Consider the following 21,405-nt stretch of genomic DNA (forward strand, 5'->3'; position numbering starts at 1 on the left):
TTTCCTCTGAGCCCGGCCGTCAGCCCTTGACGGCGCCGAGCATGATGCCCTTGACGAAGAACCGCTGGAAGAGCGGGTAGATGAAGATGATCGGGAGCACGACGATCACCGAGATGGTCATGCGGATCGAGGTCGCCGTCTGCGTCGTCGCGGCACCCGCGATCGCGCTGAGGTCGCCGCCCGCGTTCTGCGCCGCCTGGGCGAGCGACGACGCCTGATTGAGGAACATGTACAGCTGGTACTGCAGCGTGTACAGGCTCTGGTCGGTGATGTAGATCAGGGTGTCCTGGAACATGTTCCACTGGGCGACGGCGGAGAAGATGGCGACGGTCGCGAGGATCGGGGTCATGTTCTGGAGGTAGACCCGGAAGAACACCTGCAGGATGTTCGCGCCGTCGACCTCCGCCGCCTCCTGCAGCGAGCGCGGCATCGACTCGACGTAGGTCTTGACGAGGATGATGTTGAACGGCTGGACGACGAACGGCAGGACGTAGACCCAGAAGTTGTTCGTGAGCCCCAGCGCCTTGACGATGATGAAGACCGGGATGAGTCCCGCGCTGAAGTACATCGTCACGACCGTGAACCGGTACCAGAAGCTGCGGCCCCACATCCGCTCCTGCGTGAACATGAAGCCGAGGAAGGCCGACGCGAGCACGGTCGCCGCCGTGCCGAGGACCGTGCGCGCGACGGTGACCGCCGCGGAGGTCGCGAGTCCCTTGAGCTGGAAGATCTCGGCGTAGTTCTCCAGGTGGAACCCGACGGGGAAGAGCCGCACATCGCCCAGAGCCGAGGCGTCGTTCGCACTGACCGAGTTGATGATGAGGTAGTAGAAGGGGTACGCGCAGAGGATCGCGAGCACCGTGAACATCGCGTAGTTCAGGATGTGGAACGCGAGGTCGCCGGCCGACCTGCTGCCGGTGCGGGGCGCGCGTCGATCGGGCGCGAGGCCGGGCGCGACGAGTGCGGATGTCTCGGTGACGGTCATGTTCGCTGCCTCAGATGATCGACGAGCCGCGCGTGCGCTTGGCGATGGCGTTGACGGTGAAGAGCAGGACCACGGAGATCAGGCTCTTGAGCATGCCGACGGCGGTCGCCATCGACAGGTTGTTGCCGGTCAGGCCGATGTTGTAGACGTACAGGTCGAGCACCTCGATGTGCTCCTTGTTGAAGGCGTTCTGGAACACGAAGTACTGCTCCATGCCGTTGTTGAGCAGGTTCGCGATCGAGAGCATGAGCAGGACGATGTAGGTCGGCATGAGCTGCGGCACCGTGATGTGCCACATCGTCTGGAAGCGGCCGGCGCCGTCGAGCTTGGCGGACTCGTAGAGGGAGGGGTCGATGCCCGCGATGGCCGCGAGGTAGATGATCGCGCCCCATCCGAGTCCCTTCCAGAGACTCCAGAGCGTCATCGTGATCCAGACGCCCTCGCCGCCCGAGTCGAGGAACTTCATGGGCGCCGTGATGAGGCCGGAGTCGACGAGGACGTCGTTCACGAGCCCCGTGCTCGAGAACAGGGAGAACGCGATCATGTACACGAGCACCCACGAGATGAAGTTCGGCATGGTCGTGAGCGTCTGCACGGAGTTGCGGAACCACGGCGCCTTGATCTCGTTGAGGAAGATCGCGAACGCGACGGGGAGGACCGAGGTCGCGATCCCGAGGAAGCTCATCGCGAGCGTGTTGGTGAGCACCTGCCCGATCTGCGCGATCTGCGCGGGCGAGTTGAACATGAGCTCGAACCACTGCAGGCCGACGAACTCGCTCCCGGCGAGCCCGAGCGCCGGCCGGTAGTCGTACAGGGAGTAGATCCACCCGTACAGCGGGAAGTACGAGAACAGGAAGATCAGCACCATGAACGGCACGATGCACAGGAACATCCCGAACGACGTGCGCCGACCGCGCCGCCGTGCCCGCGACCGCCCGCGCGGCACGCCGGCACCTGCGGCGAGAGACGCGGTCTCCGGAGCCGCGCTTCCGACCTCCGTGAGCACGCTCATCGCGCGCCTCCTCTGCACCGGCTCATCTCACTCCTTCGTGTGACCCGCGACGTGCCCTCTTCCGAGGATCAGTCGAATCGCTTCGATAAAGCTACGCAGAGACGTCGCGGGCGTCAAGGGGAAATGTGGCGAGCGCACACGATAGGCGCGATCAAGCCCGGAATCACGCGGGATTCGCGGCGCGAGGCGACATCGCCGCCCTGGCCCGATCGACCGTCAGTTGTCGAAGCGCTCCGCGAAACCCGTCCGAGGGGGCGGGGCGGGCCGCGGAGCGGCTGGTCAGGCGCTCGCGATGAGATCCACCATCCGGTCCTCGAAGCCCGGCTCGACCTCGAGCACGACCCGATGGCGCGCGCCGTCGACCTCGGGCCATCCGCGCCACATGCCGCGCAGATCGGCCACCGTGCGACCGCGGCTCGGACCGTGCGTCGTGTCGACCTCGACGTGCACGACGGGCGCGACGACGGTCGACACGAGCCCGCACCCGACCGCGACCGCGAGCGCGTCGTGGTTCGCCGAGGTGCGCTCGCCGGTCACCTGCGCGTAGTACCCGAAGTAGTGGTCGAGGATGTCTGCCGCGTAGCGCCCGGCGCGGCCGCCCGCGGCGAGGCGCGCGCGATGCTCCTCGGTGAGGAGCGTGCGCATCGTGACGTCGAGGCCCACCATGGTGACGGGCCACGCGGCGTCGAACACGCGCTGGGCCGCCTCGGGATCGTGCCAGATGTTCGCCTCGGCCCCCGGGGTGACGTTGCCGGGGACGAACGACGCGCCGCCCATGATCGTCACGGCGCGCACGCGGGACGGAAGATCGGGATCCGCGTCCAGGGCGAGCGCGAGGTTCGTGAGCGGCCCGACCGCGACGATCTCGAGCTCGTGCGCGTGCTCGCGGCTGAGCCGCAGCAGCAGATCGACCGCGCTCTCGCGCGCGAGGACCGGCGCGAAATCGAGGTCCGCCCTGCCGCCCTGCCCATCGGCACCGTGGACCGTCGTCGAGAACTCCGGCGCCGTCCCGTCATACGGACCGGCGGCCCCCGCGGCGACCGGGACGTCGGAGCGCCCCGCGATGTCGAGCACGTACGCAGTGTTCCGCGCGGCCTGCGCGACATCGATGTTGCCCCAGGTCGCCGTGCACGCGAGCAGCTCGATCTCGGGCGCCCGGCACGCCGTGAGGATGGCCAGGGCGTCGTCGATGCCGGTGTCGACGTCGAGCACGATCTTGGTCGTCACCGCTCGAGCCTACCCGGCACGTCCGCCCCGCCTCGCGCGTGCGGCTGCCGCCAGCAGGCCGAGCGCGTCGACCGTGGTCTCCCAGGACAGGCATGCGTCCGTGACGCTCTGACCGAAGACGAGCCCGGCGGGTCCGCGGGCGACATCCAGCGGCTGCGCGCCCGCGACGAGATTGCTCTCGAGCATGACACCCGCGATCGCGCCGCCCGCGGCGACCTGCTCGGCGATCTCGCCGGCCACCGCGAACTGCCGCACGTGGTCCTTCCCGCTGTTCCCGTGGCTCGCGTCGACGACGAGACGCGGCGCGAGACCGGCAGCTGCGAGACGCGAGGCCGCGGCCTGCACGTGCTCGGGGCCGTGGTTCGGGCCGTCCGCCCCTCCGCGCAGGATCACCGAGGTGTCGGGGTTGCCGGTCGTCGCGACGAGACTCGCGCGGCCGTCCGCGCCGATTCCGAGGAATGCCTGCGGCGCGGCCGCCGCCCGGGCCGCGTCGATCGCGACCTGGATGCCGCCGTCCATCCCGTTCTTGAACCCGATCGGCATGGACAGGCCGGAGGCGAGCTGTCGGTGGATCTGACTCTCGGTCGTGCGCGCGCCGATCGCTCCCCACGTGACGAGGTCGGCGATGTACTGCGGGCTGATCGGCTCGAGGAACTCGGTCGCGCAGGGCAGACCGAGCGCCGTGACGTCGCGGAGGAAGCGGCGGGCGAGACGCAGTCCGGTCGCGATGTCATGGCTTCCGTCGAGGTGCGGATCGTTGATGAGGCCCTTCCAGCCGACCGTCGTGCGGGGCTTCTCGAAGTAGGTCCGCATGACGACGAGGAGATCCTCGTCGTGGCGTCGGGCCTCCTCCGCGAGCCGCGCGGCGTAGTCGAGCCCCGCGGCCGGGTCGTGGATCGAGCACGGGCCGACGACGACGAGCAGGCGGGGATCGTCTCCGGTCATCACCGAGCGGACGGCCTCGCGCGCGGCGCCGACGAAGGGGGCGCTGTCGGCGCCGGGCAGCTCTGCGGCGATCTCAGCGGGGCTCGGGAGGGTCGTGAACGAGGCGACGTGGATGTCGGATGCGGCCTCGATGGTGTCCATGGCAGGTCCTGTCCCTGGTCGGGGCGGACCCTCTTGCGCAGAGCCCGCCGATACGGCGAAGGGCAGAGCGATCGCTCTGCCCTGTCGGCTCTGGAGGTGTCGGCACGCTACATCCGCGACGGCCCCTCCGGAGCCGACTCGTCATACGCATACCAACGGGTTGTCATGCCGCCACTCTAGTGCACGGAGGGCGGGCGGGTCGCCCCGTCCGCCCTCCGATCTCTCACGCGGCTGCCGGGGCCATCCGCTCCGCACGGACGACGAGACCGTCGTCGATCGCATCGACCGTGACCGAGCCGCCGTCCGCGAGCTCCCCCGTCACGAGCAGATCCGCGATGCGGTCGTCCACCTCGCGCTGGATGAGACGGCGCAGCGGTCGAGCGCCGAACTCGGGCTCGTAGCCGTTGCGGGCGAGCCACGCCACCGCGGCATCGGTCGCTTCGAGGGCGATATCGCGCGCGGCCAGCCGCGCGCGGGTCGCCCCCAGCAGCAGGTGCACGATCTGCGCGAGCTGCTGCTCGTCGAGCTTGCGGAAGAGCACGATCTCGTCGATGCGGTTGAGGAACTCGGGGCGCATCGACTCGCGCAGCCGCCCCATCACGCGGTCGCGCAGATCCTTCTCGTCGAACTCGCGCCCCGCGGCCGAGAAGCCGATCGCGCCCGAGCGCGAGGTCAGGAACTCCGAGCCGAGGTTCGAGGTCATCACGACGACCGTGTTGCGGAAGTCGACGGTGCGCCCCTGCCCGTCGGTGAGCCGCCCGTCGTCGAGCACCTGCAGGAGCAGGTTGAACACGTCGGGGTGCGCCTTCTCGATCTCGTCGAAGAGCACGATCGAGTACGGGTTGCGCCGCACGCGCTCCGTGAGCTGACCGGCCTCGTCGTATCCGACGTATCCCGGAGGGGCCCCGACGAGGCGCGAGACGGTGTGCCGCTCGCCGAACTCGCTCATGTCGAAGCGCACCACGGCGCTCTCGTCGTCGAACAGGCTCGCCGCGAGCGCCTTCGCCAGCTCGGTCTTCCCGACGCCGGTCGGCCCGAGGAAGAGGAACGACCCGACCGGGCGGCGGGCGTCGCCCATGCCCGTGCGACTGCGGCGGACGGCCTTGGCGACCGCCGTCACCGCATCGTCCTGGCCGATCACGCGGGCGTGCAGCTCCTCCTCGAGACCGGCGAGACGCTCGCGCTCGCTCTCGGTGAGGCGGTTCACGGGGATCCCGGTGGCGCGGCTGATGACGGCCGCGATCTCGGGCTCGTCGACGATCGCGCGCCCGGCTCCGTCGGCCGAGGTGGCGTCGGCGAGGCGCGCCTGCACGGTCGCGATCTCGTCGCGGATGCGGGAGGCCTCCTCGTAGTGCTCGGCCGACACCGCGGCGTTCTTCTCCGCCTCGAGCTCGGCGAGACGCGCGACGAGCTCCTGCGTGTCGACGGGAGCGCCCAGACGCAGCCGCACGCGGGCGCCGGCCTGGTCGATGAGGTCGATCGCCTTGTCCGGCAGCACGCGGTCGGACAGATAGCGGTCGCTCAGCTCGACGGCCGCCCGCAGCGCGTCGTCGGTGTAGGTGACACGGTGGTGCTCCTCGTACGCCGGGCGGAGCCCCTCGAGGATCGCGATCGCGTCCGCGGGCGACGGCTCGCCGACCCGCACGGGCTGGAAGCGGCGCTCGAGCGCGGCGTCCTTCTCGATCTTGCGGTACTCGGAGAGCGTCGTCGCGCCGACGAGGTGCAGGTCTCCGCGAGCGAGACGCGGCTTGAGGATGTTGCCCGCGTCCATGGCTCCCTCTCCCCCGCCGCCGGCGCCCACGAGGGTGTGGATCTCCTCGATGAAGAGGATGAGCTCGCCCTTCTGCGCGGCGACCTCCTCCATCGTCTTCGTCAGGCGCTCCTCGAAGTCGCCGCGGTAGCGCGTGCCCGCGAGCATCGCGGGGAGGTCGAGTGCGACGACGCGGCGGTTCCGCAGCTGCTCCGGAACGGCTCCCGCGACGATGGCGGACGCGAGGCCCTCGACGACGGCGGTCTTGCCGACGCCGGCCTCGCCCACGAGCACGGGGTTGTTCTTCGTCCGGCGCGAGAGGATCTCGATCGTCTGCTCGATCTCGTCGGCGCGGCCGATGACGGGGTCGAGCTCGCCGTCCCGCGCGAGCGCCGTGAGGTCGGTGCCGTACTTCTCGAGCATCGATCCGCCCGCGGTCCGCCCTGCGCCCTGCTCGGGCGCGGCCTGCGGGTCCACGCTCTCGCGCGCGCCCTGGGTGAGGGCCTCCGCGGTCACGCCCGAGCGTGCGAGGATCTGCCCGGCGGGCGTGTCCTGTGCGAGCACGAGGGCGAAGAAGAGGTGCTCGGGGTCCACATAGGTCGAGCCAGACGAGCGCGCGACCTGGAACGCGTGGAACAGCGCCCGCTGCACGGCCGCCGTCACCGCGGCGGCGTCGACGTGGGCCGAGGCACCCTCGCGCGGAAGGCGCTCCTCGGCCTCCCGTGCGATCGCCTCGGGGTCTCCGCCGACGCGCGAGATCGCGTCGGCGACGGTCGGGTCGCCGACGAGCACGTGGAGGACGTGCAGCGCGTCGAGCTCGAGCTGCCCGCGACCGAGGGCGTAGCGCCCCGCCCGCTGCAGGAGCTCCTGCGTGCGCGAGCTGAGGAAGCGGCTGAGATCGATCGAGCGGCTCGCGCGAGCACGCTCGCCCTGCAGATAGCGCGCGAGGAACTCGTCGAACGAGCTCGGCCCATCCTGGGGGAAGTTGTTCTCGGGCATGTCCCGGCATCTCCTTGAAAGTTGCGTCGTTCCCTATCAAGTATGGAACTTGAGTCGGAGTCTATCAAGATCAACGCGATCCCGTGCGCGCTATTCCCGCCCGCGAGAATCTGTCGAGCGACTTGCATAATCGAACGACTATCGATAGATTTCCGCTGTGATTCAACGAACGGAGCGACCGTGAGCAGAGCGACGATCCTCATCCTGCGCGTCGTCATCGCCCTTGCCCTTGCGGGCTCGGTCGTCGTGCAGGCGTTCCTCCTCCCGCTGATCTGGGTCGACCTCGAGGGCGTGGAGACCGCATCGCGGGCCGCCTTCGTCGTCATCCTCGGGCTCGGCGTCGCGACGATGCAGGTCTTCGGGGTGTGCGTGTGGCAGCTCCTCACCAGGGTCCGGCGCGGCTCGATCTTCTCGGAGTCGTCCTTCCGCTACGTCGACGTCATCATCGGGGCGATCGCCGCGGCCGCCCTGCTCGCCTTCGCGCTCGCGATCCTCCTCGCCCCGGGCAGCGCGGCCCCGGGTCTCGTCGGCCTCGTCTGCGGTGCGTCGCTCGTCCTCGGGGGGATGGCGCTGCTCGTCGTCGTCATGAAGGCGCTGCTGCGGCAGGCGATCGCGCGCGAGCACGAGGCGCAGGCCCTGCGGGACGAGCTCGGCGAGGTGATCTGAGTGCCGATCATCGTGGACATCGACGTCATGCTCGCCCGCCGGAAGATGTCCGTCGGCGCGCTCGCCGAGCGGATCGGCATCACCCCCACCAACCTCGCCGTGCTCAAGAACGGACGCGCCAAGGCCGTCCGCTTCGCCACGCTCGACGCGCTGTGCGAGGCGCTCGAGTGCCAGCCGGGCGATCTGCTCCGCTGGGAGCCCGAGGAGTGAGCCCGCGGCGCACGGCGTTTGCTTTCATGGACGCATGAGCGAGTTCTGGGCGGGCGTGCGCACGCTGCTGGAGGGGTTCGGCTGGTGGCGGCGAGATCCGCGCGTGATGGCGGCCGCGCTCATCCCCGCCGCGATCGTCGGCGCGGCGATGGCAGCCGCGCTCATCACCCTCGGAGCGCTCCTTCCCGCGATCGCCGAGGGCCTCACCCCCTGGGCGGAGGACTGGGCCGCGATCTGGACCATCCTCGTGCGCGTGCTCATCGGCGCCGCCGTGCTCGCGGGTGGACTCGTGCTGGCGGTGACGACGTTCACCGCCCTCACCCTGCTCGTGGGCGAGCCCTTCTACGACCGGGTCTGGCGCTCGGTCGAGGCCGCGCGCACGGGCTCCGTTCCCGAGAGCGCGTACGGCTTCTGGCGATCGGTCGCAGACAGCGCGTCGCTCATCGCCCGCGGGCTCGCGATCGCCGTCGCGAGCGTCGCGCTCGGGTTCGTCCCGGTGGTCGGCGCACCGCTCGCCGCCGTCGTCGGAGCCGCGCTCTCCGGCTGGGTGCTCTCCGACGAGCTCACGGCCCGTGCGCTGTCTGCGCGAGGCATCGGGGCGCAGGAGCGACGGGCCCTGCGGCGCGGCTCCCGCGCACGGGTCGCGGGATTCGGGATGGCGACGCACGTGTGCCTGCTCGTGCCCCTGGGCGCGATCGTCGCGATGCCGGCCGCCGTCGCCGGCAGCACGCTCCTCGCGCACACGCTCCTCGAGCGGCGCTCCGCTCAGTCGTCGAGCGCGCGGGGCTGAGCCCGCCCGGCATCGCGGGCGGCGAAGAGCAGGACGGCGAGCACGATCGCGGCCGGGACCGCGAGGCCGACCGCGACGGCGACGTGCGCGTACTCCCCCGTCGCGGCGCCGATCGCGACCGCGATGATGAGCAGCTGCACGACGATCGCGCCGGATCGTCCCCAGGACAGGCCCCGTGCGATGCCGCGCGCGAAGGCGCCCACGGCGAGGGCGCCGACGAGCGTGAGCAGGAGGAGGGCGATCGCGCTGGGCATCGAGGCGACATCCGCCGAGCCGAGGGCGAGCACCTGCCAGCCGGCGAGGGCGAGCACGCCCACCGCCTCGAGTCCGACGAGCACGGCAGCCGTCCGTGCGGTCGCGCTGGTGGCCATGGCTCTCCTCGCTCCCCGTGCCTCACACCGCACGCACGATCAGGGAACGGACAGAAAAAACCCTTGCCCGAGAACCTCGCGTGTATGACAATTGTTAACGGTGTGTTTCCCACAGCGTGGTGGGGCGGAACCTGCACAGGTCCGTCGCACATCCAGCGTAATCCACCCGTTTTGCCACGCTGTGCTTTCCCTGAGAAACCCCACCCCGCAAGGAGCATTCCTATGGACTGGCGCGACAAGGCCGCCTGCCTCACCGTCGACCCCGAGCTGTTCTTCCCCGTCGGGAACACCGGCCCCGCGATCGACCAGATCGAGAAGGCGAAGTCCGTCTGCGCTCGCTGCACGGTCACCGAGATCTGCCTGCAGTACGCCCTCGAGACCGGCCAGGACTCGGGCGTCTGGGGCGGGCTCAGCGAGGACGAGCGCCGCGCGCTCAAGCGCCGCGCCGCTCGTGCCCGTCGCGCCAGCTGACCTGAGGCACCGTCATCTGAAGAAGCCCCGCCTCGGCGGGGCTTCTTCATGTCCGGGTCAGCTGCGGATCCACCTCAGGGGAACCGCGATCGTGACCTCGGTCCCGCCGTGGAAAGCCGTGTCCGGCGCGTCGATCGTCGACCAGTCGATCGTCCCGGAGAGCTCTCCCTGGATGAGCGTGCGGACGATCTGCGTGCCGAGGCCGCGGCCGACCTGGCCGTCGGGCAGACCGCTGCCGGTGTCGCGCACGCGCACCTCGAGGCGGGTGTCGTCGCGGTCGGCGACGATCTCGACCTCGCCCTCGCGCCCCGCGAGCCCGTGCTCCACCGCGTTCGTGACGACCTCGGTGAGCGCGAGCGCGAGCGGCGTCGCGTACTCGCTGGGGAGCGTTCCGAATCGGCCCTTCGTGCGTGTGTGCGCGACCGTGTTCTGCGCGGCCGCCACCTCCGCGACGAGGCGCAGCACGCGCGCGAACACCTCGTCGAAGTCGACGTTCTGCGCGAGCCCCTCCGACAGCGTGTCGTGCACGACGGCGATCGCGGCGACCCGCTGCATGGCCTGAAGCAGCGACTCGCGCGCCTCCTCCGAGGTCGTGCGCCGTGCCTGGATCCGCAGCAGCGAGGCGACCGTCTGGAGGTTGTTCTTGACGCGGTGGTGGATCTCGCGGATCGTCGCGTCCTTCGTGATGAGCTCCTGCTCCTGGCTGCGCAGCTCGCTCACGTCGCGGCACAGGACGATCGCGCCCGTGCGGTGGCCGTGGTCCTTGAGCGGGATCGCGCGCAGCGACACGGTCACGCCGCGCGCCTCGATGTCGCTGCGCCATGGCGCACGGCCCGAGACGAGGATCGGCAGGCGCTCGTCGGTGTCATGAGACGCCGGCAGGATCTGGCTCGTCACGTCGGCGAGGTTCTCGCCCTCGAGCTCCTCCGCGAAGCCGATGCGGTTGAACGCCGACAGGGCGTTCGGGCTCGCGAACGTGACGATGCCGTCGACGTCGAGGCGGATGAGCCCGTCGGCGGCGCGCGGAGCGCCCCTGCGCGGCCCGGTCGGCGCCGAGAGGTCGGGGAAGTCGCCGGTCGCGATCATCCGGAAGAGATCGTCGGCGCAGTCGTTGAAGGTGATCTGCTGGCGCGACGGCGTGCGCACGTCGCCGAGGTTGGTGTGGCGCGTGAGCACGCCGATCGCGCGGAGGCCGTCGTCCTCCCGGATCGCGATCGGCACGGCGCGCACGCGTGTGGGCGTCTCCTCGAACCACTCTGGCGAGGACGAGTCGACGATCTGCGCGGTCTGGAACGCCTCGCGGACCTGCGCCTGCCACTGCGGTCGGACGCGTCCTCCGACGATGTCGCGATAGAAGAGCGTCGCGGCGCCGCCCGGGCGCGTGTGCGCGACCGCGATGTAGGAGTCGTCCGACGTGGGCACCCAGAAGACGATGTCCGCCGAGGCCAGATCGGCGAGCAGCTGCCCGTCGCCGGCGAGACGGTGCAGCCATTCGATATCCGATTCGCTCGAACGGCCCTGGGCGGAGACGAGATCGCTGAGGGTCGACACGCGTCGAGTCTATGCCGACCGCACGCCGTCCTCCCCGCGTCCGCGCGCTCGCCGCGCCGGGCGCGCGATGCGGCGACCCCGCTCCCGCCCGAGCGGGATGAGCGCCGCCTCCTCGTCGCCGCGGCGTCCGTCGACGCGCGCGACGAGACGGCGGACGGCCTGAGCCAGGGCCGAGCGCGGCATGACCTCTCCGACGGGGCGCGCCGCGAGGAGGGCGGCGTCGGCCGCGCGAGGATCGAGCGGCAGGAACGACACGTCGTCGACCCCGCCGAATCGCTCGAGCGTGCGCCGGACCTGGCCGCGGGCGTCGATGCCGAGCGGGCCCGTGCGCAGGCGGTTGACGGCGACGACGACCGGGGTCGCGCCGACGATCGCGCGCAGCTCCGCGTATCCGCGGAGGAACCGCGCGATCCCGATCGGGTCCGCCGCGGCGACCGCGACCACGACGTCTGCCGACGAGAGGGCCGCGAGCGTCGCGGCGTTGCGGCGCGGCCCGTCGAGGTCGCTCATGATCTCCTCGTCGGACTCGAGCGACGCCGCCGTGTCGACGACCGTGACGTCGGCCCATCCGCGGCACGCCTCGAGAGCCGACGCCACGCGCCGCTCCGACAGCTCGGGCCACCGTGCTGCCCGGTTCAGCCCGGGCAGGACGTCGACGATGCCGTCGGCGCCGCCCACGGGCAGGCTCAGGCGCGTGAGCTCCGCGGCGTCGAGCCCGCCGAGCTCCGCCTGACGGCAGGCGGCCGCGAACCCGGGCCCCTCGTCGGCGAGCCCGAGGGCGATGGCGACCGAGGGCGCGTGCGTGTCCGCGTCGACCAGCGCGACGTGGCCGCGCGTGCGCGCGGTCTCGACGGCGAGCTCGATGGCAACCGTCGTCCGCCCCGGCGCGCCGTGCGCGCCCCACACGGCCACCACCCGCCCGCGCTCCCCGCCGACGGCGCGCACCGCCAGGGATCCGCTCCGGATGGCCTCGGCCACGCGCCAGCCCTCCACCGCGAGGGGCAGCGGATCGGCGAGGCCGAACGCGCGCGCGAGGCGCACCTCGCCCGCGCGTTCGCCCAGCGGGACGATGCGGACGCCGTGCCGGTCGCAGGCGCCCACCACGCCGTGCGTGAGCGCCGCGCGGGACGCCGGCAGGACGAGCGCCTCGGCGGAGCGCAGGACGTCCCAGGCCTCGGCCGTCGGATCGCCGAGCGAGCGGGCGATCGTCTCGGACGGCCAGGTGGCGATGACCGAGAGGCCCTCGTCCTCGAGGGCCTCCGCGAGGGCCGACCCGCGCGGCTCGTCGAGCGCCACGACGACGTTCACGATCCGGCTCCGGACTGCGGGACGGCCGAGAGCGCGGTGCCCGAGGACACCGCCGCGAGCACGTCGGCGACGCGCGCCCGGTCGATCACGAGCTCGATGGACGCTCCTGCCGCGCCCATCACGGCGTCGTCGCGGAGCACGGCGGCGACCGTCGCGTCCGCCACGAGGATGCGCGGCTCGTCGTAGACCCCCTGCTCGAGGAGGGGCGCCGCCCAGAGCTCGACCGCCGTGCCCTCCCCGACCGACGACGGCACGTCGACGGCGCTCTCGACGACGACCGTCGTGACCGCCGCCTCGTCGGCCGGCGTCACGGCCGACGAGGGGACGAGCTCGCCGGCCTCGATCGTGCGCGTCGCGACGTACCCCTCCGCGAGCTCGTGGGGCGCGAGATAGGCGTCCTCCGCGCCGCCCAGGGCGACGTCGACGACCGCGAGATCGCCCGCGGTCACCGCCTCCCCCGGGACGATCGTCGTCTCGGCGGCGAGCACGGGCGCGGTCTGCCGGGCAGCCGACACGACCCACCAGACCCCGGCGATCGACGCGACGATGAGGGCGAGGCCGATGAAGAACCGCGCGTCGCCCCAGAACACGCGCCGGCGACGCGGAACGGGGGCAAGGGCGGCGACGTCGCGGACCGGGGTCGTCGTGGTCATGAGCCCATGCTGTCCGAATCGGCGCGACGCCTGAGAAAGTTATCCACAGGATGGCGCGTCCGGGTCCCCGGAGACCCGCCCCTGCCCATAATGGGGCCATGCCCGACAACTCCGACGTGCGCTACCTCGCGCCCGCTCAGGTCGCCGAGCTGCTGGGCATCGAGGCGGACGAGGTCGTCGAGCTCGTCCACGCCGGACGACTCCGCGGCGCGCGACTCGGCTCGCCCGCGCGCTGGCGCATCGAGCAACTCAGCGTCGACGAGTACCTCGAGGACCAGCACGAGGAGACGCGGCGGATGGCCCTGTGGCGGGAGTCGAACGAGGCGAGCTTCCCCGAGCTCTGGGGCCGTCGGCGCCCCTGACGGCTCACGGCGCGACGACGCCGACCGCGGCCGCCACGCGCACCCAGGCGACGGCCTCGAACGACACGATGCGGAACGCCGTGACCGCGGCGGAGCGGCGGGGCGAATCGGGGTCGTGCAGCGCCAGGTCGAGGTGATCGGCGCCGACGCGGTCGATCGTGCCCGACAGCGCGCGCCCCGACACGACGCCGATCGCCACGGCGGCCCTGCGCCGCGCGAGGTCGCGCAGAGCGAACCCGAAGGTGACCCGCTGCGCGAGGCGGCTCTCGGGCTCGGTCGGGCGCGCGCTGCGCAGGAGCTCGCCCTGCGCCGCGCCGATCGAGCGGATGGCCGGGAGCGGCACGAGCACCGCGCTCTCCACCGCGCCGTGCGCGCGGAGCGGGCGAACGGCCATCCAGTCCGCCCCGACCGAGGTGACCGATGCCTCCAGTGACGATCCGTCGCGCAGCTCGATCGACAGGGGCGCGGCCGCCGACTGCGCGAACGCCACGAGGCGCTCACGGAGGGCGAGGCGGGACACGCGCAGCCGCTCGGCCTCGGAGTCCAGCGCGGCCCGCTCGGCCTCCCACTCGGCCGCGAGCTGGTCCTCCAGGTCCTCGAAGAAGCGATCCCAGCGCATCTGCGAGAGCGTAGGGGAAAGCGCGCGGCCACGTCATCCGCTCTCCACAGGCATGTATGCGGGGTTCCCGGCCGCGCGGGCGTGCTGGTTCACTCGGGCAACCCTTCTCCCCGACCGGAATGAGGCTGTCATGCCGCCGAACGCCGCGGGTGCGACCTCTCGCAGACGGTCCCACCGCACCGAGGAGGACGTCGAGGAGCTCTTCGCCCCGCAGCGCACGTCCTCCGCCGAGCTCCCCGATCCCGCGCCGCTCGTCGCGGCCCTCACCCGCGGCATCCTCGAGGCTCTCGCCGGCACCCGCGAGGTCGATCAGCTCGCGCGCTGGCTCGCCGAGGAGACGTACCTCAAGCTCGTCCAGCGCGCGAACCTGTCGCGCCGGGCGCGCAGCGCACGTCGGCTGCCGGCGCAGCGTCCCGTCTTCACGGTGCGCACCATGCGTCAGATGGCGCCGGCCGACGGCGTGGTGGAGGTCGTCGTCATCGTGGCGATGCCCGACCGCACCCGCGCGCTCGCGATGCGCCTCGAGGGTCTCGACCGCCGGTGGCGCGCCACCGACATCCGGATCCTCTGACTACCGCTGCCGGTAGGACGACAGGAAGTTCCCGAGCCGCTCGATCGCCTCGCTGAGCACACGCGCCTCGGGCAGGGTCACGACACGCAGGTGATCCGGCGTCGGCCAGTTGAACCCCGTGCCCTCGACGAGCAGGATGTGCTCCGACACGAGCAGGTCGTACACGAGCTGCTTGTCGTCGCGGATCTCGTGCACCTCGGGGTCGAGCCGCGGGAACGCGTAGAGCGCACCATCCGGGCGGACGCACGAGACGCCCGGGATGGTCGAGAGCTTCTCCCAGGCGACGTCGCGCTGCTCGTGGAGGCGCCCGGTCGGAGCGATGAGGGCGTCGATGGACTGCACGCCGGTGAGCGCGGCGAGCACGGCGTGCTGTGCCGGCACGTTCGCGCACAGTCGCGTCGACGCGAGGAGCTGGATGCCCTCGAGGAATCCCTTCGCGTGCTTCTTGGGACCCGTGATGACCATCCATCCGGATCGGTACCCGGCGACGCGGTAGGTCTTGGAGAGGCCGTTGAACGTGAGGACGAGGAGGTCGGGGGCGACCGTGGCGGTCGGGATGTGCACGGCACCGTCGAAGAGGATGCGGTCGTAGATCTCGTCCGACAGGATCAGCAGCGAGTGCTCGCGCGCGATCTGCGCGATCCCCTCGAGCAGCTCGCGGCTGTACACGGCTCCCGTGGGGTTGTTCGGGTTGATGACGACGATCGCCTTGGTCTTCGAGGTCACCTTCGAGCGGATGTCCTCGAGGTCGGGCTGCCAGCCGTTCTCCTCATCGCACAGGTAGTGCACGGGGGTTCCGCCGGACAGGCTCGTCATCGCGGTCCACAGCGGGTAGTCGGGCGCGGGGATGAGCACCTCGTCGCCCTCGTCGAGGAGCGCCTGCATCGTCATCGTGATGAGCTCGGACACGCCGTTGCCGAGGTAGACGTCGTCCGGATCCACGTGCGGGAAGCCGGGGGTCTCCTCGTAGCGGCTGACGATCGCGCGACGCGCGGGCAGGATGCCGCGGCTGTCGCTGTAGCCGTGCGCATACGGGACGGCCTCGATCATGTCGCGCACGATCTGGTACGGCGCCTCGAAGCCGAAGATGGCGGGGTTGCCCGTGTTGAGCTTCAGGATCGAGTGCCCGTCCGCCTCGAGCCGCGTCGCCTCTGCCAGTGCTGCCCCGCGGATCTCGTAGAGGACGTTCTGGAGCTTCGCGGACTGGCCGAGGGGACGGAGGGAGTTCATCGCATCAGGATATGCCCGCGCGGGGCGTGGCTCGGTGCGACGAGGGCGGGCCACCGGAGATCCGGTGGCCCGCCCTCGTCGCGTCGCGCGCTACTTCTTCTTCGCGGCCCTGCGCTGCTCGCGGTTCTGCGGCACGGGCGCCGCGGCGCCGTCGTCGTCGGTCCGCTGGCCGAACGCGCCGCGCGGCGCGTCCTTCTGACGAGCGCGGTCGGTCTGCGACTTCTGCACCTGGCCGCGCTCGTTGCGCACCTCGACGTCGCCGTCCTCGCTGGGCGCCGAGTACTCGAGACGCTGCTCGGCCGGCGCTTCGGCGAGACCCTTGGCCTCCACCTGCGGCGCGGCCTGGTCGTCCTCGCCGACCTTGCGCACCTCGACCTCGAGGTTGAAGAGGTAGCCGACGGCCTCCTCCTTGATCTGCCCCATCATCGCCTGGAACATCGAGTACCCCTCGCGCTGGTACTCGATGAGCGGGTCGCGCTGCGCCATGGCCCGCAGGCCGATGCCGTCCTTGAGGTAGTCCATCTCGTAGAGGTGGTCGCGCCAGCGGCGGTCGAGCACCTGGAGCACGACGCGGCGCTCGAGCTCGCGCACGGCCTTCTCGCCCAGCTGCTCCTCGCGCTTCGCGTACGCGATCTTCGCGTCGCTGAGCAGCTCGCGCTTGAGCGCCTCGGCGGTGATGCCGCCCTTGCGCGCCCCGGCCTCGGCCACGACCTCGTCGATCGTCACGCCGACCGGGTACAGCGTCTTGAGCTCGGTCCAGAGCGCGTCGAAGTCCCAGCTCTCGTTGTGACCGCCCGACGTGTGGTCGTCGACGATCGCCGTGATGGCGTCCTCGATGAAGTGCTCGACGCGGTCCTTGATGTCGTCGCCGTGCAGGATGGTCCGGCGGTCGGCGTAGATCGCCTCACGCTGGCGGTTGAGGACGTCGTCGTACTTCAGGACGTTCTTGCGGGCCTCGGCGTTGCGCGACTCGACCGCGGCCTGCGCGTTCTTGATGAGGCGCGAGACGAGCTTCGACTCGATCGCGACGTCGTCCGGGAAGTCGGTGCGCGACAGGAGCGCGTCTGCCGGGCCCGACTGGAAGCGGCGCATGAGGTCGTCGGTGAGGCTCAGATAGAAGCGGCTCTCACCGGGGTCGCCCTGACGGCCGGCGCGTCCTCGGAGCTGGTTGTCGATGCGACGCGACTCGTGGCGCTCGGTGCCGAGCACGTAGAGACCGCCGGCCTCGCGCACCTTGGCCGCCTCCTCCTCGACGCGCTCCTTGACGGCGTCGAAGACGGCGGGCCACTCGGCCTCGTACTCCTCCGGCGTCTCCTCGGGAGAGAGGCCCTTGGCCTTCATCTCCTGGACGGCGATGAACTCCGCGTTGCCGCCGAGCATGATGTCGGTGCCTCGACCCGCCATGTTGGTCGCGACCGTGACGGCGCCGAGCTGACCAGCGCGCGCGACGACCTCGGCCTCGCGTGCGTGGTTCTTCGCGTTGAGGACCTCGTGCCGGATGCCCTTCTTCGACAGCAGGCGCGACAGGTACTCGCTCTTCTCGACGCTGACGGTGCCGACGAGCACCGGCTGACCGTTCGCGTGGCGCTCCGCGATGTCCTCGACGACCTGCGCGAACTTGCCCTGCTCGTTCTTGTAGACGAGGTCGGTCTGGTCCTTGCGGACCATGGGCCGGTTGGTCGGGATCGGGATGACCCCGAGCTGGTACGTCGACATGAACTCGGCGGCCTCGGTCTCGGCCGTGCCCGTCATGCCCGCGAGCTTGTCGTAGAGGCGGAAGTAGTTCTGCAGCGTGACGGTGGCGAGCGTCTGGTTCTCGGCCTTGACCGGGACGCCCTCCTTCGCCTCGATCGCCTGGTGCATGCCCTCGTTGTAGCGGCGGCCCACGAGGATGCGGCCGGTGTGCTCGTCGACGATCATGACCTCGTCGTTCATGACGACGTAGTCGGTGTCGCGCTTGAAGAGGGCCTTGGCCTTGATCGAGTTGTTGAGGAACGAGATGAGCGGGGTGTTCGCCGACTCGTACAGGTTGTCGATGCCGAGGTAGTCCTCGACCTTCTCGATGCCCGTCTCGAGAACGCCGACCGTGCGCTTCTTAATGTCGACCTCGTAGTCGACGCCCTCCTCGAGGGTGCGCGCGATCTTGGCGAACTCGGCGAACCAGCGGTTGGCCTCGCCCGACGACGGGCCCGAGATGATGAGCGGCGTGCGGGCCTCGTCGATGAGGATCGAGTCGACCTCGTCGACCACCGCGAAGAAGTGGCCGCGCTGGACGAGATCCTCCTTGCGCCACGCCATGTTGTCGCGCAGGTAGTCGAAGCCGAACTCGTTGTTCGTGCCGTAGGTGATGTCGGCCGCGTACTGCTCCCGGCGCACGGCGGGCGTCTGGCCCGACACGATGATGCCGGTGGTCATGCCCAGGGCGCGGTACACGCGGCCCATGAGCTCGGCCTGATACGACGCGAGGTAGTCGTTGACGGTGACGACGTGGACGCCCTTGCCGGCGATCGCGTTGAGGTACGAGGGGAACGTGGCGACGAGCGTCTTGCCCTCACCGGTCTTCATCTCGGCGATGTTGCCCAGGTGGAGCGCGGCCCCGCCCATGAGCTGCACGTCGTACGCGCGCATCCCGAGCGTGCGCTTGGCGGCCTCGCGGACCGCCGCGAACGCCTCGGGCATGAGCTGGTCGAGCGTCTCGCCCTTCTCGTGGCGCGCGCGGAGCTCAGCGGTCTCGCTGCGCAGCTCCTCGTCGGTCAGCTTCGCGTAGTCCTCCTCGAGGGCGTTCACGGCGGTGACCACCCGCTGCAGCTGCCGTCGGACGCGTCCTTCGCCGGCACGGAGCAGCTTCTCGAACGGATTTGCCACGTATCACTCCTCGATCGGGTGCCTCATCCCGGGCGGATGGGCCAGGTCGCCGTCGAACGGCGACGGGCATACTCGCCCATGTTATCCGGCCGTGACAATGACCGGCCAGCAGACTCTCAGTCGGCGCGCTCACCCCATCCGCCCGTCCGGCGCGGTCTCGCCGTCGGACGCTGGTGTCCGCGTCCAGACCTCGACCACGTCGTTCCGCAGCACGAGACGCACGGCCGTGCCAACGGGAAGCCCGAGCTCGTCGGCCGCGAGCCCCCAGCCGCGCTGAGCGGCATCGTCGGCGAGCACCACGAGGTCGGCGGTCGCGGGAAAGGCGCCGTCGCGCGCGCAGGCCAGGACCTGCGCGTCCGTCGCACCGGCGACCTCGCTGCGGGTCACGATGCACCTCGCCGAGCCGTCCCCCGCCCCGATTGTCGCGCCATCCGAAGACGACACGGCCCAGACCCGCACCGTCCCGATGGTGTCGTACGGGACCGCGTCCGCGCCCTCGAGTCCCCAGGTCTCGAGCGGCAGCTCGTACGCCGGCGGCGTCGCCGCGGGGCGGAGGATGGCCGATGGCCGCTCCTGCGCGAGCGCGGCGATGCCGATGCCCGCGACGACGCCGACCGTCAGCGAGACGCCGGCGAGGCCGAGCATCGCGCCGCTCCGTCCTCTGCGGCGTCGGGGCGTCCGCTCGTCGGCGCTGGCCTCGCGCACGGCGTCGGGGACATCCGCGGGCGCGCTCGGGACATCCGCAGCCGCTCCCTCGACGCGGCCGTCCCCGTCGGCCCGCCCGCGTCCAAGCTCCTCGAGCTCGTGCAGGCGGGCGAGCTCCCGTGCGTCGAGTCTGCCGTTCCGGCCGTACGCGCGTCTCCGCAGCTCGTCGAGCTCGTCGCGCGCATCCCCCACGGCCAGACCCTATCCGCCCGACGCGCTCAGCTGTCGGAGGAGGTGCCCGTTTCGGCGGCGGATGAGGCGGCGCAGATACGGAACGAGGACGAGCCGCTCCGCGATCGCGCCGAGCACCGGCGCGGCGAGCTCGATCTCATCGATCATGCGCGACCCGGTGCCGTGCGGCTCGAACACGTGAACGTGGCGGAACAGCCGGAACGGTCCGCGCATCTGCTCATCGACGAAGCGCACCCCCTCCTCCAGCTCGGTGATCACCGAGGTCATCGTCCACGGGACGCCGAAGTGCCAGGCGCGCCAGGTGACCGTCTCCCCGAGGCCGATCGAGCCCGCCGTGACGCCCCCGATCGCGCGCTCGCGGGACGCGGCCATGGACGCGACGTGCGCATCGACGTCGAGCGACACCGCGAACAGGCGCTCCGGCGGGAAGGCGGTGTCCGTCACGATCGTGAAGCGGCTGCTCATATCGCGATGCTCGCACGGCGCCTGCTCGAGACGGCGCAGCCCGCGCCAGGTGTCGACTCCGCGCCGAACGCCGCGCCCCTGCCGCCGTCGTCGGCGCGGACTGGCACACTCGCGCGCGCGCCGCGACTTCGGCGCCGACGCGCACACTCGCGCCGGCGCCGCACCGATGTCTCGACGTCGAGAGACGATGCGCGGCTCCTTGAGAGGATGGCCCCGAGCGGCTCGCGCCGCGGGAGGGGGATGCGGATGGCCGACACCGAGCGGATCGCGGTCGTCGCGGGAGCGAGCGGCTTCGTCGGACGCGCGCTCGTCCGCGCGCTCGAGGCGGAGGGGCGCACGGTTCGCACGATCGGCCGCGGCGGACCCGCCCGGTGGGACGACCCCGCGTCGATCGCCGCGGCGATCGATGGCGCGGATCTCGTCGTGAACCTCGCCGGGAAGTCCGTCAACTGCCGGTACACCGACCCCCATCGCGACGAGATCCTGCGGTCCCGCGTCGACACGACCCGCGCGCTCCGCGAGGCGATCGCCGCCTCAGCGCGGCCTCCGCGCGTGTGGATGAACGCGAGCACGGCGACCATCTACCGGCACGCGACGGACCGCCCTCAGACCGAGAGCACGGGCGAGCTCGGCACGGGCTTCTCGGTCGACGTCGCGCGGGAGTGGGAGCGCGAGCTCTTCGCGGGCGACCTCCCGGCCACGCGCCGCGTCGCGCTGCGGATGGCCATCGTCCTCGGCGACGGGCCGGCGACCCGGCTGCTCTTCCTCCTCGCCCGCCTCGGCATCGGCGGCCCGCAGATCGACGGATGGTGGTTCCCCCATCGCCGCTACCGCGGGATCGGCTCCGCCCCGAGCGGCGACGGACGCGCCCCGCGGCACCGCACGGGCGGCCGCCAGCGGTTCAGCTGGGTGCACATCGACGACGTGATCGCGGCCATCCGCTTCCTCGAGACGCACGACGACATCGACGGCGTCGTCAACGTCGCGTCTCCGAACCCGAGCGACAATCGCACGCTCATGCGGACCCTGCGCCGCATCGTCGGCGCGCGCTTCGGCCTGCCCGCGTGGCGCTTCATGCTCGAGCCCGCGATGTGGGTCATCCGCACCGAGCCCGAGCTCGTGCTGAAGAGCAGGTGGGTCGTTCCCGAGCGGCTCCTCGCCGCCGGCTTCCGCTTCTCGCACCCCGCCCTCCTCGAGGCGCTGCAGGACGTCGCGCCGCGCCGCTGACCTGCGAGGATGCCGCGAATCGGCGACCGGATCCCTTACCGCATGGCGCTCCGCTTGTCGAGGGTGCATCCGCAGCGTCACGCGCTGTCT

The 21,405-nt window shown here is 71.3% G+C and carries 21 protein-coding genes; 7 read left to right on the forward strand and 14 right to left on the reverse strand.

What is annotated here, in order from left to right; all coding sequences use genetic code 11:
• Nucleotides 1-19 precede the first annotated feature (19 nt).
• From M1D46_RS13670 to M1D46_RS13690, 5 genes are all read right to left on the reverse strand, one after another.
• On the reverse strand, nucleotides 20-985 hold the full coding sequence (locus tag M1D46_RS13670; protein WP_271172779.1) for a carbohydrate ABC transporter permease: 966 nt from the start codon (nucleotides 983-985) through the stop codon (nucleotides 20-22).
• A gap of 10 nt (nucleotides 986-995) precedes the next feature.
• Nucleotides 996-1,997: an ABC transporter permease gene (locus M1D46_RS13675; protein WP_456285821.1), complete on the reverse strand. Its 1,002-nt coding sequence runs from the start codon at nucleotides 1,995-1,997 to the stop codon at nucleotides 996-998.
• A 279-nt stretch (nucleotides 1,998-2,276) separates the two neighbouring features.
• Nucleotides 2,277-3,224: a nucleoside hydrolase gene (locus tag M1D46_RS13680; RefSeq protein ID WP_271172781.1), complete on the reverse strand. Its 948-nt coding sequence runs from the start codon at nucleotides 3,222-3,224 to the stop codon at nucleotides 2,277-2,279.
• Between the two features lie 9 nt (nucleotides 3,225-3,233).
• A complete protein-coding gene (locus tag M1D46_RS13685; protein WP_456285822.1) occupies nucleotides 3,234-4,310 on the reverse strand; it encodes a 3-deoxy-7-phosphoheptulonate synthase in 1,077 nt (358 codons plus the stop codon).
• Nucleotides 4,311-4,533: 223 nt separating this feature from the next.
• Nucleotides 4,534-7,059 (reverse strand): ATP-dependent Clp protease ATP-binding subunit, encoded by a 2,526-nt coding sequence (locus M1D46_RS13690; protein WP_456285823.1) that lies wholly within the window; start codon nucleotides 7,057-7,059, stop codon nucleotides 4,534-4,536.
• Between the two features lie 180 nt (nucleotides 7,060-7,239).
• On the opposite strand from M1D46_RS13690, the gene M1D46_RS13695 reads away from it, so the two are divergent.
• Genes M1D46_RS13695 through M1D46_RS13705 form a run of 3 tightly spaced genes read left to right on the forward strand, consistent with a single transcriptional unit; the run spans nucleotide 7,240 to nucleotide 8,725 of the window.
• Nucleotides 7,240-7,725, forward strand: coding sequence for a DUF2975 domain-containing protein (locus M1D46_RS13695; RefSeq protein ID WP_456285824.1), 486 nt, complete (start codon nucleotides 7,240-7,242; stop codon nucleotides 7,723-7,725).
• Entirely contained in the window at nucleotides 7,726-7,935 is a 210-nt protein-coding gene (locus tag M1D46_RS13700) for a helix-turn-helix domain-containing protein (protein ID WP_271172785.1), read from the forward strand.
• Nucleotides 7,936-7,969: 34 nt separating this feature from the next.
• On the forward strand, nucleotides 7,970-8,725 hold the full coding sequence (locus tag M1D46_RS13705; RefSeq protein ID WP_456285825.1) for an EI24 domain-containing protein: 756 nt from the start codon (nucleotides 7,970-7,972) through the stop codon (nucleotides 8,723-8,725).
• On the opposite strand, the gene M1D46_RS13710 is transcribed toward M1D46_RS13705, so the two are convergent.
• Complete coding sequence (locus M1D46_RS13710; RefSeq protein ID WP_271172787.1) at nucleotides 8,701-9,096, reverse strand: histidine kinase; 396 nt, start codon at nucleotides 9,094-9,096, stop codon at nucleotides 8,701-8,703. The genes M1D46_RS13705 and M1D46_RS13710 overlap by 25 nt on opposite strands.
• A gap of 222 nt (nucleotides 9,097-9,318) precedes the next feature.
• Between M1D46_RS13710 and M1D46_RS13715 the strand changes: the two genes are divergently transcribed.
• The gene (locus M1D46_RS13715) at nucleotides 9,319-9,567 is read left to right on the forward strand and encodes a WhiB family transcriptional regulator (protein ID WP_271172788.1); all 249 of its coding nucleotides are present in this window, start codon (nucleotides 9,319-9,321) and stop codon (nucleotides 9,565-9,567) included.
• Nucleotides 9,568-9,624: 57 nt separating this feature from the next.
• Here M1D46_RS13715 and M1D46_RS13720 read toward each other — a convergent pair whose 3' ends face one another.
• The 3 genes from M1D46_RS13720 to M1D46_RS13730 are packed head-to-tail and all read right to left on the reverse strand — an operon-like array spanning nucleotide 9,625 to nucleotide 13,079.
• A complete protein-coding gene (locus M1D46_RS13720) occupies nucleotides 9,625-11,118 on the reverse strand; it encodes a sensor histidine kinase (protein ID WP_271172789.1) in 1,494 nt (497 codons plus the stop codon).
• Nucleotides 11,119-11,127: 9 nt separating this feature from the next.
• Nucleotides 11,128-12,426, reverse strand: coding sequence for an AAA family ATPase (locus M1D46_RS13725; RefSeq protein WP_456285826.1), 1,299 nt, complete (start codon nucleotides 12,424-12,426; stop codon nucleotides 11,128-11,130).
• Nucleotides 12,423-13,079 (reverse strand): SAF domain-containing protein, encoded by a 657-nt coding sequence (locus M1D46_RS13730; RefSeq protein WP_456285827.1) that lies wholly within the window; start codon nucleotides 13,077-13,079, stop codon nucleotides 12,423-12,425. The genes M1D46_RS13725 and M1D46_RS13730 overlap by 4 nt, the downstream gene beginning before the upstream one ends.
• Before the next feature lie 98 nt (nucleotides 13,080-13,177).
• Here M1D46_RS13730 and M1D46_RS13735 point away from each other — a divergent pair, with 98 nt between their 5' ends.
• A complete protein-coding gene (locus tag M1D46_RS13735) occupies nucleotides 13,178-13,441 on the forward strand; it encodes a helix-turn-helix domain-containing protein (protein WP_271172792.1) in 264 nt (87 codons plus the stop codon).
• Nucleotides 13,442-13,445: 4 nt separating this feature from the next.
• On the opposite strand, the gene M1D46_RS13740 is transcribed toward M1D46_RS13735, so the two are convergent.
• Nucleotides 13,446-14,060, reverse strand: a complete 615-nt coding sequence (locus M1D46_RS13740) for a hypothetical protein (protein ID WP_456285828.1) — start codon at nucleotides 14,058-14,060, stop codon at nucleotides 13,446-13,448.
• A gap of 130 nt (nucleotides 14,061-14,190) precedes the next feature.
• On the opposite strand from M1D46_RS13740, the gene M1D46_RS13745 reads away from it, so the two are divergent.
• Complete coding sequence (locus M1D46_RS13745; protein ID WP_324014298.1) at nucleotides 14,191-14,631, forward strand: Rv3235 family protein; 441 nt, start codon at nucleotides 14,191-14,193, stop codon at nucleotides 14,629-14,631.
• Here M1D46_RS13745 and M1D46_RS13750 read toward each other — a convergent pair whose 3' ends face one another.
• From M1D46_RS13750 to M1D46_RS13765, 4 genes are all read right to left on the reverse strand, one after another.
• The gene (locus tag M1D46_RS13750; RefSeq protein ID WP_271172795.1) at nucleotides 14,632-15,861 is read right to left on the reverse strand and encodes a pyridoxal phosphate-dependent aminotransferase; all 1,230 of its coding nucleotides are present in this window, start codon (nucleotides 15,859-15,861) and stop codon (nucleotides 14,632-14,634) included.
• Nucleotides 15,862-15,951: 90 nt separating this feature from the next.
• Entirely contained in the window at nucleotides 15,952-18,726 is a 2,775-nt protein-coding gene (gene secA / locus M1D46_RS13755) for a preprotein translocase subunit SecA (protein ID WP_456285829.1), read from the reverse strand.
• 129 nt (nucleotides 18,727-18,855) lie between these two features.
• Nucleotides 18,856-19,623 carry a hypothetical protein gene (locus M1D46_RS13760; protein ID WP_456285830.1) on the reverse strand — a complete coding sequence of 256 codons (768 nt, stop codon included), beginning with the start codon at nucleotides 19,621-19,623 and terminating at the stop codon, nucleotides 18,856-18,858.
• Between the two features lie 9 nt (nucleotides 19,624-19,632).
• Nucleotides 19,633-20,088, reverse strand: coding sequence for an SRPBCC family protein (locus M1D46_RS13765; RefSeq protein WP_456285831.1), 456 nt, complete (start codon nucleotides 20,086-20,088; stop codon nucleotides 19,633-19,635).
• Nucleotides 20,089-20,334: 246 nt separating this feature from the next.
• Here M1D46_RS13765 and M1D46_RS13770 point away from each other — a divergent pair, with 246 nt between their 5' ends.
• Nucleotides 20,335-21,315 (forward strand): epimerase, encoded by a 981-nt coding sequence (locus tag M1D46_RS13770; RefSeq protein ID WP_456285832.1) that lies wholly within the window; start codon nucleotides 20,335-20,337, stop codon nucleotides 21,313-21,315.
• Nucleotides 21,316-21,405: the final 90 nt, after the last annotated feature.

The sequence above is a fragment of the Microbacterium sp. JZ70 genome (genome assembly GCF_053903225.1).

Coding starts and splice junctions, on each gene's coding strand:
- M1D46_RS13670 (WP_271172779.1), bottom strand. CDS start 985: ATGACCGTCACCGAGACATCCGCACTCGTCGCGCCCGGCCTCGCGCCC.
- M1D46_RS13675 (WP_456285821.1), bottom strand. CDS start 1,997: ATGAGCGTGCTCACGGAGGTCGGAAGCGCGGCTCCGGAGACCGCGTCT.
- M1D46_RS13685 (WP_456285822.1), bottom strand. CDS start 4,310: ATGGACACCATCGAGGCCGCATCCGACATCCACGTCGCCTCGTTCACG.
- M1D46_RS13690 (WP_456285823.1), bottom strand. CDS start 7,059: ATGCCCGAGAACAACTTCCCCCAGGATGGGCCGAGCTCGTTCGACGAG.
- M1D46_RS13705 (WP_456285825.1), top strand. CDS start 7,970: ATGAGCGAGTTCTGGGCGGGCGTGCGCACGCTGCTGGAGGGGTTCGGC.
- M1D46_RS13710 (WP_271172787.1), bottom strand. CDS start 9,096: ATGGCCACCAGCGCGACCGCACGGACGGCTGCCGTGCTCGTCGGACTC.
- M1D46_RS13715 (WP_271172788.1), top strand. CDS start 9,319: ATGGACTGGCGCGACAAGGCCGCCTGCCTCACCGTCGACCCCGAGCTG.
- M1D46_RS13730 (WP_456285827.1), bottom strand. CDS start 13,079: ATGACCACGACGACCCCGGTCCGCGACGTCGCCGCCCTTGCCCCCGTT.
- M1D46_RS13735 (WP_271172792.1), top strand. CDS start 13,178: ATGCCCGACAACTCCGACGTGCGCTACCTCGCGCCCGCTCAGGTCGCC.
- M1D46_RS13740 (WP_456285828.1), bottom strand. CDS start 14,060: ATGCGCTGGGATCGCTTCTTCGAGGACCTGGAGGACCAGCTCGCGGCC.
- M1D46_RS13745 (WP_324014298.1), top strand. CDS start 14,191: ATGCCGCCGAACGCCGCGGGTGCGACCTCTCGCAGACGGTCCCACCGC.
- M1D46_RS13750 (WP_271172795.1), bottom strand. CDS start 15,861: ATGAACTCCCTCCGTCCCCTCGGCCAGTCCGCGAAGCTCCAGAACGTC.
- M1D46_RS13765 (WP_456285831.1), bottom strand. CDS start 20,088: ATGAGCAGCCGCTTCACGATCGTGACGGACACCGCCTTCCCGCCGGAG.
- M1D46_RS13770 (WP_456285832.1), top strand. CDS start 20,335: ATGGCCGACACCGAGCGGATCGCGGTCGTCGCGGGAGCGAGCGGCTTC.